Source organism: Mycolicibacterium sp. HS_4_1 (assembly GCF_054515875.1).
In genome coordinates this window covers 1,780,314-1,796,120 of sequence record NZ_CM137261.1, presented here as the reverse complement: position 1 = coordinate 1,796,120, position 15,807 = coordinate 1,780,314, and the positions used below count along the sequence as shown (strand labels likewise).

18 protein-coding genes are annotated in these 15,807 nt (G+C 67.3%); 4 read left to right on the top strand and 14 right to left on the bottom strand.

The features are described 5' to 3' along the window. Positions 1-46 precede the first annotated feature (46 nt). A complete protein-coding gene (locus ACX12F_RS08495; RefSeq protein WP_459369160.1) occupies positions 47-2,011 on the top strand; it encodes a TPM domain-containing protein in 1,965 nt (654 codons plus the stop codon). Here ACX12F_RS08495 and ACX12F_RS08490 read toward each other — a convergent pair. The 5 genes from ACX12F_RS08490 to ACX12F_RS08470 form a co-directional block, all read right to left on the bottom strand. Further along, positions 2,008-2,847 carry an SDR family oxidoreductase gene (locus ACX12F_RS08490; protein WP_459369159.1) on the bottom strand — a complete coding sequence of 280 codons (840 nt, stop codon included), beginning with the start codon at positions 2,845-2,847 and terminating at the stop codon, positions 2,008-2,010. The two genes, ACX12F_RS08495 and ACX12F_RS08490, sit on opposite strands and share 4 nt — an antisense overlap. 69 nt (positions 2,848-2,916) lie before the next feature. After that, positions 2,917-3,360, bottom strand: a complete 444-nt coding sequence (locus ACX12F_RS08485; protein ID WP_459369158.1) for a hypothetical protein — start codon at positions 3,358-3,360, stop codon at positions 2,917-2,919. Next, a complete protein-coding gene (locus ACX12F_RS08480; protein ID WP_459369157.1) occupies positions 3,357-4,010 on the bottom strand; it encodes an EspA/EspE family type VII secretion system effector in 654 nt (217 codons plus the stop codon). Before ACX12F_RS08480 ends, ACX12F_RS08485 begins: the two co-directional genes overlap by 4 nt. 177 nt (positions 4,011-4,187) lie before the next feature. Then, positions 4,188-5,573: a glycine--tRNA ligase gene (locus ACX12F_RS08475; RefSeq protein ID WP_459369156.1), complete on the bottom strand. Its 1,386-nt coding sequence runs from the start codon at positions 5,571-5,573 to the stop codon at positions 4,188-4,190. A 56-nt stretch (positions 5,574-5,629) separates the two neighbouring features. Continuing rightward, positions 5,630-6,289 carry an SIMPL domain-containing protein gene (locus ACX12F_RS08470; protein WP_459369155.1) on the bottom strand — a complete coding sequence of 220 codons (660 nt, stop codon included), beginning with the start codon at positions 6,287-6,289 and terminating at the stop codon, positions 5,630-5,632. Between the two features lie 99 nt (positions 6,290-6,388). On the opposite strand from ACX12F_RS08470, the gene ACX12F_RS08465 reads away from it, so the two are divergent. After that, positions 6,389-6,745 (top strand): ArsR/SmtB family transcription factor, encoded by a 357-nt coding sequence (locus ACX12F_RS08465; protein WP_459369154.1) that lies wholly within the window; start codon positions 6,389-6,391, stop codon positions 6,743-6,745. After that, positions 6,742-7,149: a Fur family transcriptional regulator gene (locus ACX12F_RS08460; protein ID WP_459369153.1), complete on the top strand. Its 408-nt coding sequence runs from the start codon at positions 6,742-6,744 to the stop codon at positions 7,147-7,149. Before ACX12F_RS08465 ends, ACX12F_RS08460 begins: the two co-directional genes overlap by 4 nt. Here the strand turns inward: ACX12F_RS08460 and ACX12F_RS08455 are convergent. Genes ACX12F_RS08455 through recO form a run of 4 tightly spaced genes read right to left on the bottom strand, consistent with a single transcriptional unit; the run spans position 7,142 to position 9,660 of the window. Beyond that, positions 7,142-7,543: an NUDIX hydrolase gene (locus tag ACX12F_RS08455; protein WP_459369152.1), complete on the bottom strand. Its 402-nt coding sequence runs from the start codon at positions 7,541-7,543 to the stop codon at positions 7,142-7,144. The genes ACX12F_RS08460 and ACX12F_RS08455 overlap by 8 nt on opposite strands. After that, complete coding sequence (locus ACX12F_RS08450) at positions 7,540-7,953, bottom strand: hypothetical protein (protein WP_459369151.1); 414 nt, start codon at positions 7,951-7,953, stop codon at positions 7,540-7,542. The genes ACX12F_RS08455 and ACX12F_RS08450 overlap by 4 nt, the downstream gene beginning before the upstream one ends. Further along, positions 7,953-8,837: a decaprenyl diphosphate synthase gene (locus tag ACX12F_RS08445; RefSeq protein WP_459369150.1), complete on the bottom strand. Its 885-nt coding sequence runs from the start codon at positions 8,835-8,837 to the stop codon at positions 7,953-7,955. Before ACX12F_RS08445 ends, ACX12F_RS08450 begins: the two co-directional genes overlap by 1 nt. Next, complete coding sequence (gene recO / locus ACX12F_RS08440) at positions 8,782-9,660, bottom strand: DNA repair protein RecO (RefSeq protein ID WP_459369149.1); 879 nt, start codon at positions 9,658-9,660, stop codon at positions 8,782-8,784. The genes ACX12F_RS08445 and recO overlap by 56 nt, the downstream gene beginning before the upstream one ends. 80 nt (positions 9,661-9,740) lie before the next feature. On the opposite strand from recO, the gene ACX12F_RS08435 reads away from it, so the two are divergent. Beyond that, on the top strand, positions 9,741-11,177 hold the full coding sequence (locus tag ACX12F_RS08435; protein ID WP_459369148.1) for an amidase: 1,437 nt from the start codon (positions 9,741-9,743) through the stop codon (positions 11,175-11,177). 170 nt (positions 11,178-11,347) lie between these two features. Here the strand turns inward: ACX12F_RS08435 and era are convergent, their stop codons facing one another. From era to ACX12F_RS08410, 5 genes are all read right to left on the bottom strand, one after another. Then, positions 11,348-12,262 (bottom strand): GTPase Era, encoded by a 915-nt coding sequence (gene era / locus ACX12F_RS08430; protein WP_459369147.1) that lies wholly within the window; start codon positions 12,260-12,262, stop codon positions 11,348-11,350. Further along, positions 12,255-13,595, bottom strand: a complete 1,341-nt coding sequence (locus tag ACX12F_RS08425) for a hemolysin family protein (protein ID WP_459369146.1) — start codon at positions 13,593-13,595, stop codon at positions 12,255-12,257. Before ACX12F_RS08425 ends, era begins: the two co-directional genes overlap by 8 nt. Then, complete coding sequence (gene ybeY / locus ACX12F_RS08420) at positions 13,592-14,128, bottom strand: rRNA maturation RNase YbeY (protein WP_459369145.1); 537 nt, start codon at positions 14,126-14,128, stop codon at positions 13,592-13,594. Before ybeY ends, ACX12F_RS08425 begins: the two co-directional genes overlap by 4 nt. A 4-nt stretch (positions 14,129-14,132) precedes the next feature. Further along, the gene (locus ACX12F_RS08415; protein WP_459369144.1) at positions 14,133-15,194 is read right to left on the bottom strand and encodes a PhoH family protein; all 1,062 of its coding nucleotides are present in this window, start codon (positions 15,192-15,194) and stop codon (positions 14,133-14,135) included. Between the two features lie 150 nt (positions 15,195-15,344). Continuing rightward, the gene (locus tag ACX12F_RS08410) at positions 15,345-15,560 is read right to left on the bottom strand and encodes a hypothetical protein (RefSeq protein WP_459369143.1); all 216 of its coding nucleotides are present in this window, start codon (positions 15,558-15,560) and stop codon (positions 15,345-15,347) included. Between the last annotated feature and the right edge of the window lie 247 nt (positions 15,561-15,807).

Here is a 15,807-nt window from a genome sequence, read left to right as displayed (position 1 = left end):
CCGGCCGCACCCGACTACCACATACCCTGTCACTACATTGGGCGGTATGCGCATAGTGCGACTGCTCTGGCTGATGATCTCGGTCCTGATGGTGGGGACACTGGTGGCTCCGGCCGCGTCCGCCGAGCCGCCCATGCGGCTGCCGGACTACGTCACCGACAGGGCCGACGCGCTGAACGCGCAGCAACGGAGCGAGGTTTCCGGCGCCGTGCAACAGCTGTACGACAAGCGGGGCACCCGGCTGTGGGTGGTCTACGTCGACAGCTTCTCCGGAGCTGACCCCCGCGGCTGGGCTGAAAACACCTGGCGCCAAAGCTTTCTCGGCGACCACGACGCCATCCTCGCGGTGGCGATCGAGGATCGGGCCTATGCGCTCCTGGTCCCGAAGGCCGCCACGGGCGACGTGGACGTCGACAAATTGCGCCGCGATGCGGTCGAACCGAAGCTGCACAACCGCGATTGGGCCGGCGCTGCCGTCGCTGCGGCCGACGGGCTTCGAGCGCCGACTCCGCCGTTCAACTGGGTCGGGTTGATCGCCGCGCTGGCGGCGATCGGTGTCGCACTGGCCGGATTGATCTGGTGGGTCCGGCGCCGGCGCGGGCAGCGCCGGAAAGCCGACCTGAACGCCGCCCAGCAGGCCGATGCCACCGATGCCAATGCCCTCGCGACGATGTCGCTGGAGACCTTGGAGGACCTGTCCAAGTCGATCCTCGTCGAGGTCGACAACGCGGTGCGCACCAGTGACAACGAGCTGGCCCTTGCGCTCGGAGAGTTCGGCGAGCGCGACACTGCGCCCTTCACCACAGCGGTCCAGAACGCGAAAACGGCCATGGCACAAGCGTTCAGCGTGCGCCAGACCCTCGACGACGCGATGCCCGAGACGCCGCAGCAGCGGCGGGACCTGCTGACCCAGGTCGTCGTCGCGGCGGCCCGCGCCGACAAGGAACTGGAGAACCAGCGCACGGCCTTCCATCAGCTGCGCGATCTGGTGATCAACGCCCCGACCCGGTTGGACGCCCTGACCCAGCAGATGGTCGTTCTCACGGCGCGCGTCGAGCCCGCGCAGCAGACCTTGACCGGGTTGGACGGTCGGTTCGCGCCGGCCGCCCTGACGTCGGTGGCCGGCAATGTGGACGACGCCCGGGATCGATTGCGCTTCGCCGACCAGAACATCACCACCGCCCGCGGTCTGGTCAGCAAGCCCGGTGACAGTCAGGCCGCCCTGGTTAATGCGATCCACGCCGCCGAGTCGGCGCTGGGACAGGCGCAGCGGATGCTGGATGCCGTCGACAGCGCAGCGGACGACATCGCGCACGCGACCAGCGCGCTACCCGCCGCGATCACCGATATCCAGCAGGGAATCGCGGCCGCGGACGCGATCCCGCCGGGAGCGCACTCCGCCGAACTGACGGCAGCGCGCACCGCCGCGGTGCAAGCTGTTTCGAACGCGCAGGCGACCGGCGCAACCGACCCGCTGAGCGCCTTCACGCAACTGACCGCCGCCGACTCGCAGCTGGACAAGCTGCTCGCCACCATCGCCGAGGAGACCGCGGCCCTGAACCGGCTGCGACAGTCATTCGGTCAGGCCCTGCTGGCGGCGCAATCCCGCATACGCGGCGTCTCGGATTTCATCGACACCCGCCGTGGCAGCGTGGGTTCTGAAGCCCGCACGCGGCTGGCCGAGGCCCAGCGCCGTCTGGATGCCGCGCAGTCGCTTCAGGCCACCGATGTGGCGGCCGCCATCGAGCAGGCCAATGCCGCGGATGCCCTTGCCGCGCAGGCCCAATCGCAGGCCGACGCCGACGTCCGCGCCGCGCGCCAGGCCTACGCGCAGACCGGTACGAGTACCGGCGCGGACCTCAGCGGCATCGTCATCGGCGGTCTGCTGTCGGGCATGCTCCGGGGCGGCGGTCACAGCCACGGCGGCGGTTGGAGCTCGACGACTTTCGGCGGCTCCGGTGGCAGCTCCGGCGGCGGTGGCGGTTTCTCCGGCGGTGGCGGCCGGTTCTAAGCCTGGGCGGCCGCGACGCGGGCGCGTTCGCGCATCGAGGCGACGACACCACCGTCGTTGAGGATGTCGGTGCCCGTGAGATATCCGGCCTTGTCACTGGCACAGAACGCGAACAGCGCCGCCATCTCTTCGGCCTTGCCCCAGCGCGGGACCGCGGCGTTCATGACCATCGCGCCGGCGCCGGCGTCCGCCTCCAGCAGCCCCATCTCGGTGTCGACCGAACCTGGGGAGACCGAGACGATGCGCAGTCCTTTGGCGTTGAAGCGCTCGGCCTGCGCACTGCTGTACCACTTGACGAAGTTCTTGCTCACGCCATAGGCCATCCCCGAGCGCAATTCCTCGGGCGCGAACGCGCAGGCGGCCGCGATCTCGGCCAGGAATGCGTCGACGTCGGTGAGCGCCAGCGGGAATTTCGCCGTCGGGACGATCTGGTCGGGCAACAGGTGTGCCGCCATGGACGCGACGTTGACGATCGCCGCGCCGTCGCGGGCGACGTCGTAGAACGCCTCGTTGACGTTCACGGTGCCAACCGCGTTGGTGCGCGTCACGTAGTCCGCCGCGCCCATGCTCGGGCTCACGCCGGCGGTGTGGATCACCGAGACGAGGTTGCCGAGACCTGTTGCAGTCGAGAACAATTGGTCCACTGCGGCGCGGTCGGTGACATCGGCATTGACGGGGGTTGCGGCGATGCCGCGGCCGGCCAGTTCGGCCACCGCCGCATCGAGGCGGTCCTGCCGTACGTCGGCCAGCACCACCGAGTGGTCCTGCCCGACGATCTTGGCCGTCGCCACACCCATGCCGCCGGCGCCGCCGGTGATCACCGAAACTCGCGTCATACCCGCACGCTATACCGAAAGCCCAACGGGATCGACGGCGGGCGCTGACAGACCGCTCAGCAATCCGGCTCAGGTGGTGTACAGCGACACGTGGACGTAGACCTCTCCGGGCCCGCGTTGGTCGACGACGACCTCGCGGTTGACCAGCCGGTGGGCCTTGGTGGCGATCTTGTCCTGCAGGAACAGGGGCTCGGGCGCGTCGACCAGAGACGGTCCGGCGAGCACCGTAATGGTTTTCGGAATCTCCGACCGCCGCGGCGCTGCCGGGAACTGGGCCAGAAAGTCGCGCAGCTGGCTGTCGGTCATCCGCATTGCCAGGCGATAGCGGGTGTCCCGGCCCGAATCAGTATCGGTGGCAAGGACTTCGACACCCTTCGGCAACGTCACATCGCCGAATTCCGCGGCCGTTTCAGCAGACACTTTCTGGCTTCCGCTTTTCACTTCTGTCGAACACGCGGACAACACCCACAGCATCAGGAAGGCGGCGGCCAGCGCGCTCAGGTACCGCATCATCGCGGGACGCCGTCGTACGTCGCGACAGACGACGCCCAATCCCCCGCCCCGCCATCATGTTTCGTCCACGGCGGGGCCGGCGGGATGGTGTCGCCGGGCGGGGTGCCGGGCGGCGGGTCTTCCGGTTTGCCGTCCGGATCATCGGTATCGCGCCCGTCGCGCCCGGTGAGGTTGTCGTAGCCGCTGCCGATAGTCCGGATCCGCGCCGCGATGGCGTCCATATCCGCATTGGACCGATTGATGATCTCGGCGATCTCGGCCGTTCCCTTGGCCACCACGGGCAGCAGCGCACGGTCACCCGCCGCGGTCGGCGGCACGCTGGCGGCGGCATCGACGACCCACTGTTTGACGGCGTCGAGATCGCGACGCCCCGCCGTCACCACAGCCGCAGATCGATCGACCTCGGTCCCGAGGCGCCGGTCGAGTTCGGCGAGCCTGCCGATGATCCCGGCATGGTCGCGATTACGGCCGTCGTACGCCTCGGCCGCGGTGCCCGTCCACTCCCCTCGCGGCACCGCCGACAGGACCGTGCTGCGCAGTTCGTGGAACTGGGCACTCATATCGAACTCGGAACCGCCAACCGGTGTGCCCGACCCGAACGCCGCCCGCGCGTCGTCCCACGTCGAAAGAAATGCGCCGAGAATCGTCACTGCCGCCCCCTCAAGCGTCCCTTGGCCCTATGGCTCACAAGCCTATTCGAGCCCACGGCAGGTCCCCGGCGGCAATTTTTCACTCCCGAACCAAAGGCGCCTCCCGTATGAGCGGGAACGTGAAAACCCCCAAACCTAAGGCGATTTGGAGGTTTTCACGACGCTTGACGAAAGAACTCAGCAGCCCTTGAGGCGCACCGCGAGGTAGTCGCCGACGGCGTCGATGGCGACGCGCTCCTGGGTCATGGCGTCACGCTCGCGGATGGTCACGGCGTGATCCTCGAGCGAGTCGAAGTCGACGGTGATGCAGTACGGAGTGCCGATCTCGTCCTGGCGACGGTAGCGGCGGCCAATGGCGCCGGCGTCGTCGAACTCGACGTTCCAGTTCTTGCGCAGCTCAGCGGCCAGGTCGCGGGCCTTCGGCGACAGGTCGGCGTTGCGCGACAGCGGCAGCACCGCGGCCTTGACCGGCGCCAGGCGCGGATCGAGTCCCAGCACCGTGCGCTTGTCGACCCCACCCTTGGCGTTGGGGGCCTCGTCCTCGCGGTACGAGTCGACCAGGAACGCCATCAGCGAGCGGGTCAGGCCGGCTGCGGGCTCGATGACGTAGGGCACGAACCGGGTGTCGGTGCCCTGGTCGTAGAACGACAGGTCGACGCCCGAGTGCTCACCGTGCGTGCTCAAGTCGAAGTTGGTGCGGTTTGCGATGCCCTCGAGCTCACCCCACGGGTTGCCGGCGAAGCCGAACTTGTACTCGATGTCGGTGGTGCCGGCGCTGTAGTGCGACAGCTTCTCCAGCGGGTGCTCGTACAGCCGCAGGTTCTCCGGGTTGATACCGAGGTCGACGTACCACTGGAAGCGGTTCTCGATCCAATACTTGTGCCACTCCGGCGCCGTCGACGGCTCGACGAAGAACTCCATCTCCATCTGCTCGAACTCCCGGGTGCGGAAGATGAAGTTGCCCGGCGTGATCTCGTTGCGGAAGCTCTTGCCGATCTGGCCGATGCCGAACGGCGGCTTCTTGCGCGCGGTGGTCACCACGTTCGCGAAGTTCACGAAAATGCCCTGCGCGGTCTCCGGACGCAGGTAGTGCATGCCTTCCTCGGACTCGATGGGACCGAGGTAGGTCTTGAGCATCATGTTGAAGTCACGCGGCTCGGTCCAGTGGCCCTTGGTGCCACAGTCCGGGCAGACGATCTCGTCCATCGGCACGGCGTCGGGGTCATCCAGCCCCTTCTTGAGGGCGTAGGCCTCCTGCATGTGGTCCTGACGGTGCCGCTTGTGGCAGTTCAGGCACTCGACCAGCGGGTCGTTGAACACCGCGACGTGGCCCGAGGCCACCCACACCTGGCGCGGCAGGATGATCGCGCTGTCCAGGCCGACGACGTCGTCGCGGGAGGTGACGACGGACTTCCACCACTGGCGCTTGATGTTCTCCTTGAGCTCGACGCCAAGTGGCCCGTAGTCCCATGCCGACTTGGTGCCGCCGTAGATTTCTCCCGACTGGAAGACGAGGCCCCGGCGTTTGGCCAGGTTGGCAACGGTGTCGATGATGGACGCCACGATGTTCGAGCACTCCTCGAGTCAGGTCGGATGCAACCCGTCCAGACTAGTGGGGGCTATTCGGCCACGAATTTCGCATCCACCGCGGCACCGATCGTGATGTCGTCGGGGCTCAGGTCCAGGGTGGGCCCGCCGCCCGGCATCCCGGCCGGAGCGGCCATGGCCATGGCGCGCGGGGCGCCGTAGTCGGCTTGCGCCTGCAGCATGCCCGGGTCGGCCAGTTGCACCGCCGTCACCTCACCATGCCCCGCAGCGTCGGCGAGGACTCGGGCTTTGATTGCGGCATTGCGCACGGCTTCCCGCCACAGTTCGGCTTCGTACGCCTCCCGGTTCTGTTCGGTGACGTCCCAGTCGATCGTGCCGATCTGCACCCCGTCCTCGACCGCCCACCGATCCAGGAACATCGAAAGCTGTTCGAAATCCCCGAATTCCGCTTCCACCCTGATGTCGACCCGGAACCTCAGCTGGGCCCTGCCGTTCTTCGCGTACGGCCGATAGCTGAACACCCGGACCTGGTCGCTGGTCCATTTGTTCACCGCGCCCCCGTCGTGCAGTTTCCGTAGATCGGTGATCAGCCGATCCTGCAGCGCGACGGCGCGCCGGTAGACGTCGGTCCGCTCCGCGTCGTCCAGGCTGGCCGCCACGGCGACGGTCGCCCTTTCAGCGGCGTACTTGCGGCGGGCATGCCCGCGGACCACGACTTCCAGTGCTGTCATGCCACGACCGTATCCGCGGGCGCCGACGAATCCTTTGACATGCGCATACCTGGATGGAAAGCTAAATGAAAACTATTTCCAATAGCTGGGAGTACCGGGTTGCCACCCACCACCACGCATGACGAGCTCGACCACCAGCACAGCGGTGCGCCGTTCCTGTCGCCCCCACCACGGGAGACGCTCGACGCCGCCGGCGACCTGCTGCGCGCCCTGGCCGCCCCCATCCGCATTGCGATCGTGCTGCAACTGCAGGAGTCGAAGCGCTGCGTGCACGAACTCGTCGACGCCCTGAACGTGCCCCAACCGCTGGTCAGCCAGCACCTGCGCATCCTCAAGTCCGCCGGGGTCGTCGCCGGCGAACGCGTCGGCCGCGAGGTGATGTACCGCCTGGTCGACCATCACCTCGCGCACATCGTCGTCGACGCCATTGCCCACGCCGAGGAGGAACGGTCGTGAGCGCCCCCACCCGCTCGACCAAACAGCGCACCGCGATCGCCGCGCTGCTGACCAATGTCGAAGAGTTCCGGTCGGCGCAGGAGCTGCACGACGAACTGCGCCGCCGCGGCGAAGGCATCGGCCTGACGACCGTGTACCGCACCCTGCAGTCGATGGCCGCGGCCGGCCAGGTCGACAGCCTGCGCAACGACAACGGCGAGGCGCTCTACCGGCGCTGCTCGCAAGCCCACCATCACCATCACCTGGTGTGCCGGCAATGCGGTGCGACGGTCGAGGTGGCAGGCACCGAGGTCGAGTCCTGGGCCACCGAAACCGCTGCGGCCCACGGCTTTTCGGACGTCAGCCACACCATCGAGATTTTCGGGGTGTGCGCGGCCTGCACCGTATCCGCGCCGGTCAGCTGATCCGGGCGAACTCAAGTACCGTGTCGCGGGTCAGCGGCGCCAACGGGATGTCGCCGGGCGCGTGCGGGTCGATCCAGGCCATCTCCTCGATCTCGGCGGCAATCTCCGGCACGCCGTCGAGCCTCACGAAGAACAATTCGGCCTCAACCGTGTGCCCGGGCTCGTTGGCCGCAATCGCGGTGTGGTGCCCCAGCTCCCGCACGTCGGTGATCCCGACCCCGAGTTCCTCCCGGACCTCGCGAGCCAGCGCGTCGGCCGGCGACTCCCCTGCTTCGAGCTTGCCGCCGGGCTGCATGAAGGCCGTCGTCCCGCGCTTGCGGACCACCAGCAGCCGCCCGTGCTCGTCGACCACCACCGCGGCGACGATCCGGATGACGGTCACTTCGGGCTTCACCGGGTCAGGTCGGCCCGCACGTCGACGCCGGTGGACAGCACCAGCATGACCAGTGTGGACAGTGCGTCGTCGCTGAGGCCGGCGGCCGGGAAGTTGTAGCGCAGCATCACGTCGCCGACCTTCTTGGCGCCATTGCTCCGGGGATCGCCGGCCCGCTCCACCAGCACCACCGAGCCGAGCATGGTGCGCCCCGCATGATCAGCCACCCGGTCGCGAAGGTTGTTGTCCAGCTTGATGTCCCATGCCAGCGGTTGGGTCAGCGAGATCAGTTCCAACCCCTCGCCGATGTTCACCACCCGCAGCGACGCCACAGTCCCGTCGTGCGCGACGGTCAGGGCGCCGTCGCTTTCCTCCACGATGGTCACCGAATCGGCGAGCACAGATGCCAACCGCTGCAGCAGGTTCGACATCAAGCCCTCCCGAACCTTCGGTTCCGGTTGACGTATTCCTCGCACGCGGCCCAGAGGTCGCGACGGTCGTAGTCCGGCCACAGCTTGTCCTGGAAGACGTACTCCGCGTACGCCGCCTGCCACAGCATGAAGTTGCTGGCGCGCTGCTCACCCGAGGTGCGGATGAACAGGTCGACGTCAGGGATGTCGGGGCGGTGCAGGTGCTTGGCGAACGACGCCTCGGAGATGCGGCTCGGGTTGATCTTGCCCGCGGCGGCCTCCTCGGCGAGTTCGCGTGCCGCTTCGACGATCTCGGTGCGCCCACCGTAGTTCACGCAGTAGTTGACGGTGATGACGTCGTTGCCGACCGTCATCTGCTCGGCGATGTCGAACTCCTTGATGACGCTGCTCCACATGCGCGGCCGGGACCCGACCCAGCGCATGTTGACGCCCATCGCGTTGAGGTTCTCCCGGCGCCGGCGCACCACCTCGCGGTTGAAGCCCATGAGGAACCGCACCTCTTCGGTGCTGCGCTTCCAGTTCTCGGTGGAGAACGCATACACCGAGAGGTGTTTGATGCCCAGTTCGATGGCTCCGCAGGTGACGTCGATCAGCACCGCCTCGCCCATCTTGTGGCCCTCGGTCCGCCCGAGCCCGCGCTGCGTGGCCCACCGGCCGTTGCCGTCCATGACGATGGCGACGTGGCCCGGCACCTGGGCGGCGGGGATCCGCGGGGCCACGGCCTTGGACGGGTGCTGCGGCGGGCGGGCGAAGCGGCCGTTGGACTTCGGCGGGAGCTCCGGAAAGACCACCGGCCAGGTCGAAACGTCCGGGAAAACCGGATAGTCGTCAGGCGCCTGCGGCAGCTGCGGATAGCTGGTCTTGCGCGCCCGGTTGAGTGCCATGGGCCATATCCTGCCTGAACGTGGTGATGCGCTGTTCAATGAGTGCGGTATCGGGCCTGACAGGGGCTGTCTGCTCTTCGCGCAAGCGCTCATCGCGGCGCTCCACGAGAGGCAATGTGCGCAGCTTGCGCTCCAGATGCCATTGCAGGTGCGCGGCCACCAGACCGCTGGCCTGGCTGCGATGCCCCGTCGGCGAGCCCTGCGCAAACTCCCAGTCGCCGTCGTGCAGCGCGGCCATCAGATCCAGCACACCCTGTGGCGGAGTGACCGATCCGGACGGCCGGCAGTGCACACACACGCTGCCGCCGGCCGCGATGTGGAACGCACGGTGCGGACCGGGCGCGGCGCAGCGGGCGCATTCGGTGATGGCCGGCGCCCACCCGGCGATCCCCATGGCCCGCAGCAGATAGGCGTCGAGCACAAGCTCACGGGGCCGGCTGTCGTCCGCGACGGCCCGTAGCGCGCCGACGGTGAGCCGCTGCAGCGCCGGCATCGGGTTGCGTTCCTCACCGGCCAGCCGTTCGGCGGTCTCCAGAATGGCGCAGCCACAGGTGTAGCGGCCGTAGTCGTTGACGATGTCGGTGGCGAACGCGTCGAGCGACACCACTTGGGTGACGATGTCGAGGTTGCGGCCGGGGTGCAGCTGCACGTCGATGTGGGCGAACGGCTCGAGCCGCGAGCCGAACTTGCTGCGGGTCCGTCGCACGCCCTTGGCCACCGCGCGGACCAGCCCGTTGTCGCGGGTGAGCAGCGTCACGATCCGGTCGGCCTCGCCGAGCTTGCGCTGGCGCAGCACGACCGCTCGATCCCGGTACAACCGCATCGGGCGATTGTCCCATCACAGACCGACAACTTCCGTTAGGCAGCGCCGGGACGAACGGTCAATCTATTCTCGGAGTCGACATGGCCAGCCTTCCAAAACCATCCGCTCCGCCCCGATTCCCCACTCTGACCCAGCAGTTGTACCGGCTCGCGAGCGGCACGGTGACGTCCCAGCAGATCGTGCAGCAGTCGCTGGACGCCATCTCGGCCAGTCAACTCGAGCTCAACGCGTTCCGGGTGGTCTTCACCGCGCAGGCACTCGCAGACGCCGCTGAAGCCGACCGCAAACGCGCTGCCGGACAACATCTTCCGCTGCTCGGCGTGCCCATCGCGATCAAGGATGACGTCGACGTCGCGGGCGTGCCCACCCGGTTCGGCACCGACGGCGACGTGCGCCCGGCCACCGCGGACGCCGAGGTGGTGCGACGACTGAAGGCGGCCGGCGCGGTGATCGTCGGCAAGACCAACACCTGCGAGCTCGGCCAATGGCCGTTCACCAGCGGCCCCGGTTTCGGGCACACCCGCAACCCCTGGTCACGTGAGCACACCCCCGGCGGGTCGTCGGGCGGCAGCGCCGCGGCTGTCGCGGCCGGACTGGTCACGGCCGCAATCGGATCCGACGGCGCCGGCAGCGTCCGAATCCCCGCCGCGTGGACCCACCTGGTGGGCATCAAACCGCAGCGTGGACGGATCTCCACCTGGCCGCTGCCGGAGGCATTCAACGGCATCACCGTCAACGGGGTGCTGGCCCGCACGGTGGCCGACGCCGCGCTGCTGCTCGACGCGGCGTCCGGCAACACCGACGGTGATCTGCACAAGCCGCCGCCCATCGCGGCGGCCGAGGCCGTCGGGCGGGCGCCGGGGGCCCTGCGTGTCGCGTTGTCGACCAAGTTTCCGTTCACACTGTTCCCGGCCCGGTTGCATCCCGAGATCCGGGCGGCACTGAACACCGTTGCGGGACAACTGGAAGAGCTCGGGCACACCGTCCGGCCGGACGATCCCGAGTACGGGCTGCAACTGTCCGTGGACTTTCTGGCGCGCTCGACATCCGGGCTCGCCGAATGGCGCGACCGCGTCGGTCCCGAGGTGACATTGGACCGTCGTACCCGCAGCAACATCCGGACCGGATGGCTGCTGTCGGAGCATGCCCTCCGGCAGGCACGGCAGCGGGAAAAGACCCTTGCGCGCCGGATCGGCTGGATTTTCAACCTGTACGACGTGGTGCTGGCGCCGACCACCGCACAGCCGCCACCGCTGATCGATGCCTTCGACCGGCTCGGCAGCACCGCCACCGACCGCGCCATCATCGCGGCCTGCCCGGTGTGCTGGCCGTGGAATGCGCTCGGCTGGCCGTCGATCAACATCCCGGCCGGCTTCACGTCCGACGGGCTGCCCATCGGCGTGCAGCTGATGGGCCCGGAGGGCAGCGAGCCACTCCTGATCTCGCTCGCCGCCAGCCTCGAAGCGATCAGCGGCTGGGCCACCGAGCAGCCCGACAACTGGTGGTCCCCGCGCTAACCGCCTCCCGCGAACGTGCGTGTCTGCGCGGGACACACCGCCACAGGCGGACCCAACGCGCACGTTCGCCGGCCGCGAGCGTCACGAAAATGCCAACGCGAGGCGGCGTGTCGGGTGTAGACACGCACGCTCGCGAGAGGTACCCCCAGCACGGCTCGCGGGGGAGATATTTAAAAGCCGAGCTTGCCAAGCTGTTTCGGGTCGCGTTGCCAGTTCTTGGCGATCTTCACGCGCAGGTTCAGATAGACCTTGGTGCCGAGCAGCTTCTCGATCTGGGTGCGCGACGCGGTGCCGACCTCGCGCAACCGCGAGCCGCCCTTGCCGATCACGATGCCCTTCTGGCTGTCGCGCTCGACGTAGATGATGGCGTGCACGTCGACCATCTCGCCCTGCTCCGGGGTGCGGCCTTCGCGCTCGGTGAATTCCTCGATGACCACCGCCAGCGAGTGCGGCAGCTCGTCGCGGACGCCTTCGAGTGCGGCTTCCCGGATGAGCTCGGCGACGAGCACTTCTTCGGGTTCGTCGGTGAGTTCACCGTCCGGGTAGAACGCCGGCCCCGGCGGCAGCTGCGCGGCCAACACGTCGATCAGCACGTCGACCTGCTCACCGGCGACCGCGGACACCGGCACGATCTCGGCGCTGCCCTCGGTCAATTCACTGACCGCGAGCAGCTGTGCCGCCACGCGATCACGCGGCACCTTGTCGGTCTTGGTGACGACCACCAGCAGCTTGGTTCGCGGTGCGACGGTGCGGATTTGCTGATAGATCCACCGGTCGCCCGGGCCGATGGCCTCGTCCGCCGGGATGCACAGGCAGATGATGTCGACCTCGGAATAGGTGTCCTTGACCAGCTCGTTGAGCCGCTGCCCGAGCAACGTGCGCGGCCGGTGCAGACCCGGCGTGTCCACCAGGATGATCTGGAAGTTCTCGCGGTGCACGATGCCGCGGATGGTGTGCCGGGTGGTCTGCGGCCGGTTGGAGGTGATCGCAACCTTGGTGCCGACGAGCGCATTGGTCAGCGTCGACTTGCCGGTGTTCGGCCGGCCGACCAAACAGACGAAACCTGAACGGAATTCGTCACTCATCGGGTTCTCCTTCTTCAACATCCTCAGTGCGTTCCGTCTCGACGGGTGTCACCAGCACGGTGCCGATCCGGACCCGGCCGCGATGGTCCCGGCCGCCCTCGGCCCGCAATTGCAGGGTTGCCGGGTGCTGCGATCGATGCGACGGGAACGACACACGCACCTCGGCTCCTGGCAGTGGCACGCGTCCCAGCTCGTGCGCCAGAAGCCCACCGACGGTGTCCACGTCCAGATCGTCGCCGACCTCGAAGCCGCACAGTTCGGCCAGGTCCTGCAGCGGCAACCGGGACGACACGCGAAAGCGATTGTCGCCCAGTTCCTCTACGGGCAACACCTCATCGGTGTCGTACTCGTCGGCGATCTCGCCGACGATCTCCTCCAACACGTCCTCGATGGTCACCAGGCCCGCTATCGCACCGTACTCGTCGACCAGCAACGCCATGTGGTTATGGGTGCGCTGCATCTCGGCGAGCAGATCGTCGAGCGGCTTGGAGTCCGGCACGAAGACCGCGGGCCGCATCACCTCGACCGCCTTGGTCCCGCGGCCGCCATTGGTCGAGTTATACGTCCGCTCCACCAGGTCTTTGAGGTAGACGACGCCGACGACGTCGTCCACGTTCTCCCCGATCACCGGGAGGCGGGAGTGCCCACTGCGGACCGCCAGTGACGTCGCCTGGCCGGCCGACTTGTCGCTCTCGATCCACACCATCTCGGTTCGGGGCACCATGACCTCGCGCGCGGGGGTGTCACCAAGTTCGAAGACGGACTTGATCATTCGGCGTTCCTCGGCGGCCACGACGCCACGCTGCTGCGCGAGATCGACGACCTCGAGCAACTCGATTTCCGAGGCGAACGGTCCGTTGCGGAAGCCACGGCCGGGCGTCAGGGCGTTACCGATGAGCACCAGCAGCCGGCTGATCGGCGTCAGCAACACCGAGATCACCTGCAGCGGAAGCGCCGACAGCAGCGAGATCGAATAAGCGTTCTGCCGTCCGATGGTGCGCGGGCCGACACCGATGGCCACGAAGCTGATGACCACCATGATGGCCGCGGCGGATACCAGTGCCCAACCTCGCGTCATCAACTCGTCGAGATAGTCGACCAGCAGGACGGTCGCAGATGCCTCACAGATAACACGAAGCAGCACAACGAGGTTGACGTACTGCGGCCGGTTCCGGATGATCTTCGCGAGCCGCACCGCGCCGGGCCGCTCATCACGGATCAGCTCATCGACGCGGGCGATGGAGACGGTGTTGATGGCGGCATCGATGGCCGCGAACAGCCCGCCGACTACGACGAGCACTATGGCGCCGAGCAACGGCGTCACCCCGGTCACGGCTCGTCGAAGTACCGCGACTTGTCGAGCAGCCGGCGGTCTTTCTCGGTCTGCCGATCCTTGTGGTAGGCCTGCACCTGGTCGGCGACCCATTCTTCGAGCAGCTGACGCTGCAGGTCGAACATCTCTTTTTCTTCGTCAGGCTCGGCGTGGTCATAGCCCAGCAGGTGCAGCACGCCGTGCACCGTGAGCAGCGCCAGCTCGTGGCCCAGCGAATGTCCCGCGGCCTCAGCCTGATTCGCGGCGAACTCGGGACACAACACGATGTCGCCGAGCATCGAGGGCCCGGGCTCGGGTGCGTCCGGACGACCCCCGGGCTCGAGCTCATCCATCGGGAAGCTCATCACGTCGGTGGGGCCGGGCAGGTCCATCCAGCGCATATGCAGATCGGCCATCGCCGACTGGTCCACCAGGACCATCGAGAGTTCCGCGGCGGGGTTCACGTCCATCTTGGAGATCACGAACCGCGCGACGCTGATCAGCTCGTCTTCGGAAACGTCGATCCCCGACTCGTTGGAAACCTCGACCGTCACTCCGTCACCGCCTCGTCCGGCCGGTGGCTCGGCGGTGTGAACGGTTGGCCAGACCGTGCTCGCTCACTTTGGCTTCCGCTGCTTCATACGCGTCGACGATCTCCGACACCAGCTTGTGGCGCACCACATCTGCACTCGTGAGTTCGGCGATGTGGATGTCCTCGATGCCGTCGAGCACCTCGACGGCCGACCGCAGACCCGACTTCGATCCGCCCGGCAGATCGACCTGGGTGACGTCGCCGGTGACGACGATCTTCGAACCGAAACCCAAGCGGGTCAGGAACATCTTCATCTGCTCGGCGGTGGTGTTCTGCGCCTCGTCGAGGATGATGAAGGCGTCGTTCAACGTCCTTCCCCTCATGTATGCCAACGGCGCGACCTCGATAACCCCAGCGGCCATCAGCTTCGGGATCATCTCCGCATCCATCATGTCGTGCAGCGCGTCGTACAACGGGCGCAGATACGGGTCGATCTTCTCGTTCAGGGTGCCGGGCAGGAAGCCGAGGCGCTCCCCCGCTTCGACGGCGGGACGGGTCAGGATGATCCGGCTGACCTGCTTGGTCTGTAATGCGCTGACGGCCTTTGCCATTGCCAGGTAGGTCTTGCCGGTGCCGGCGGGACCGATGCCGAAGACAATGGTGTGGGCGTCGATCGCGTCGACATAACGCTTCTGATTGAGCGTCTTGGGCCGGATCGTCTTGCCGCGCCGCGACAGGATGTCCAGCGTCAGCACCTGCGCCGGCGACTCGCTCTCGGCGCCGTCGAGCATGCCGACGCTGCGGCGGACGACATCCGGGGTCAGCGACTGGCCACCGGCGGCGATCGCGATGAGCTCACTGACGACGCGCTCGGCCAGCGCCACATCGGCGGGCCGGCCGGCTATCGACAGCGAATTGCCGCGAACGTGAATGTCGGCCGCCAGCAGATTCTCCAAGGCCCGCAGATTCTCGTCAGCGGAGCCGAGCAGGCCCATCACAAGGTCAGGCGGAACAGTGATGCTGCTTCGAACCGAAGGGTCGAGCTCCGAGGAGCGCGACGCGGCGGCGTTCGTATCGCGGGGCGTCACGTGGTTTTCGATGCCTGCTTTCTTGGGTCGAGCTGAAAGCACATTCTACCGCCGAGCCGATGCCACGCCCAACGAGTTGGCTGGTCACGCAGGCCGCGGGCGGTACCGATGTCCGGTACCGCCCGCGGGTTACGTGGTAGTTGTCGCCGATTACCGACTCTGGTGGACGTTGGTGTCGACCTTGGGCGACTTGGCACCCTGGTGGACGTCGTCCAGCCAGTTCAGGTGATCTACCCCCGTCGGCGCCATCGTTGCCTGCACTCCTGTCGGTGCCTGGCCGATGGCGGCAACGGCGGGAACGGCGAACCCCATGGCGCCGGCGGCCAACCCACCGGCGATAACTGCTGCAATTCCGAAATTCTTCATGGTGAGTTCCCCTTCACGTCTTCTGTCCGTCTTTGTCCCATTGCGGCCCGAGCCGCTGTGACATTGATGTAAACAGGCAGGTCAAGAGATTAATTCCACTGGCAGGAAATTGATGTTTACTGGCAGGAATTGCTGTGTCCCGGGCCACACGGATCGCTCGAACGGCCCCGTCGTGGGCTTCCGAATTAGCGCAATGGAGGGAGGCTGCGCGCTGTTAGGCTCGAATTCGCCGGCGAGGGTCCGTCGG

What these genes read in the sequence shown, in the direction of transcription:
- ACX12F_RS08495 (WP_459369160.1), top strand. Translation starts at nt 47, where the DNA reads ATGCGCATAGTGCGACTGCTCTGGCTGATGATCTCGGTCCTGATGGTG.
- ACX12F_RS08490 (WP_459369159.1), bottom strand. Translation starts at nt 2,847, where the DNA reads ATGACGCGAGTTTCGGTGATCACCGGCGGCGCCGGCGGCATGGGTGTG.
- ACX12F_RS08485 (WP_459369158.1), bottom strand. Translation starts at nt 3,360, where the DNA reads ATGATGCGGTACCTGAGCGCGCTGGCCGCCGCCTTCCTGATGCTGTGG.
- ACX12F_RS08470 (WP_459369155.1), bottom strand. Translation starts at nt 6,289, where the DNA reads ATGACAGCACTGGAAGTCGTGGTCCGCGGGCATGCCCGCCGCAAGTAC.
- ACX12F_RS08450 (WP_459369151.1), bottom strand. Translation starts at nt 7,953, where the DNA reads ATGTCGAACCTGCTGCAGCGGTTGGCATCTGTGCTCGCCGATTCGGTG.
- ACX12F_RS08445 (WP_459369150.1), bottom strand. Translation starts at nt 8,837, where the DNA reads ATGGCACTCAACCGGGCGCGCAAGACCAGCTATCCGCAGCTGCCGCAG.
- recO (WP_459369149.1), bottom strand. Translation starts at nt 9,660, where the DNA reads ATGCGGTTGTACCGGGATCGAGCGGTCGTGCTGCGCCAGCGCAAGCTC.
- ACX12F_RS08435 (WP_459369148.1), top strand. Translation starts at nt 9,741, where the DNA reads ATGGCCAGCCTTCCAAAACCATCCGCTCCGCCCCGATTCCCCACTCTG.
- era (WP_459369147.1), bottom strand. Translation starts at nt 12,262, where the DNA reads ATGAGTGACGAATTCCGTTCAGGTTTCGTCTGTTTGGTCGGCCGGCCG.
- ACX12F_RS08410 (WP_459369143.1), bottom strand. Translation starts at nt 15,560, where the DNA reads ATGAAGAATTTCGGAATTGCAGCAGTTATCGCCGGTGGGTTGGCCGCC.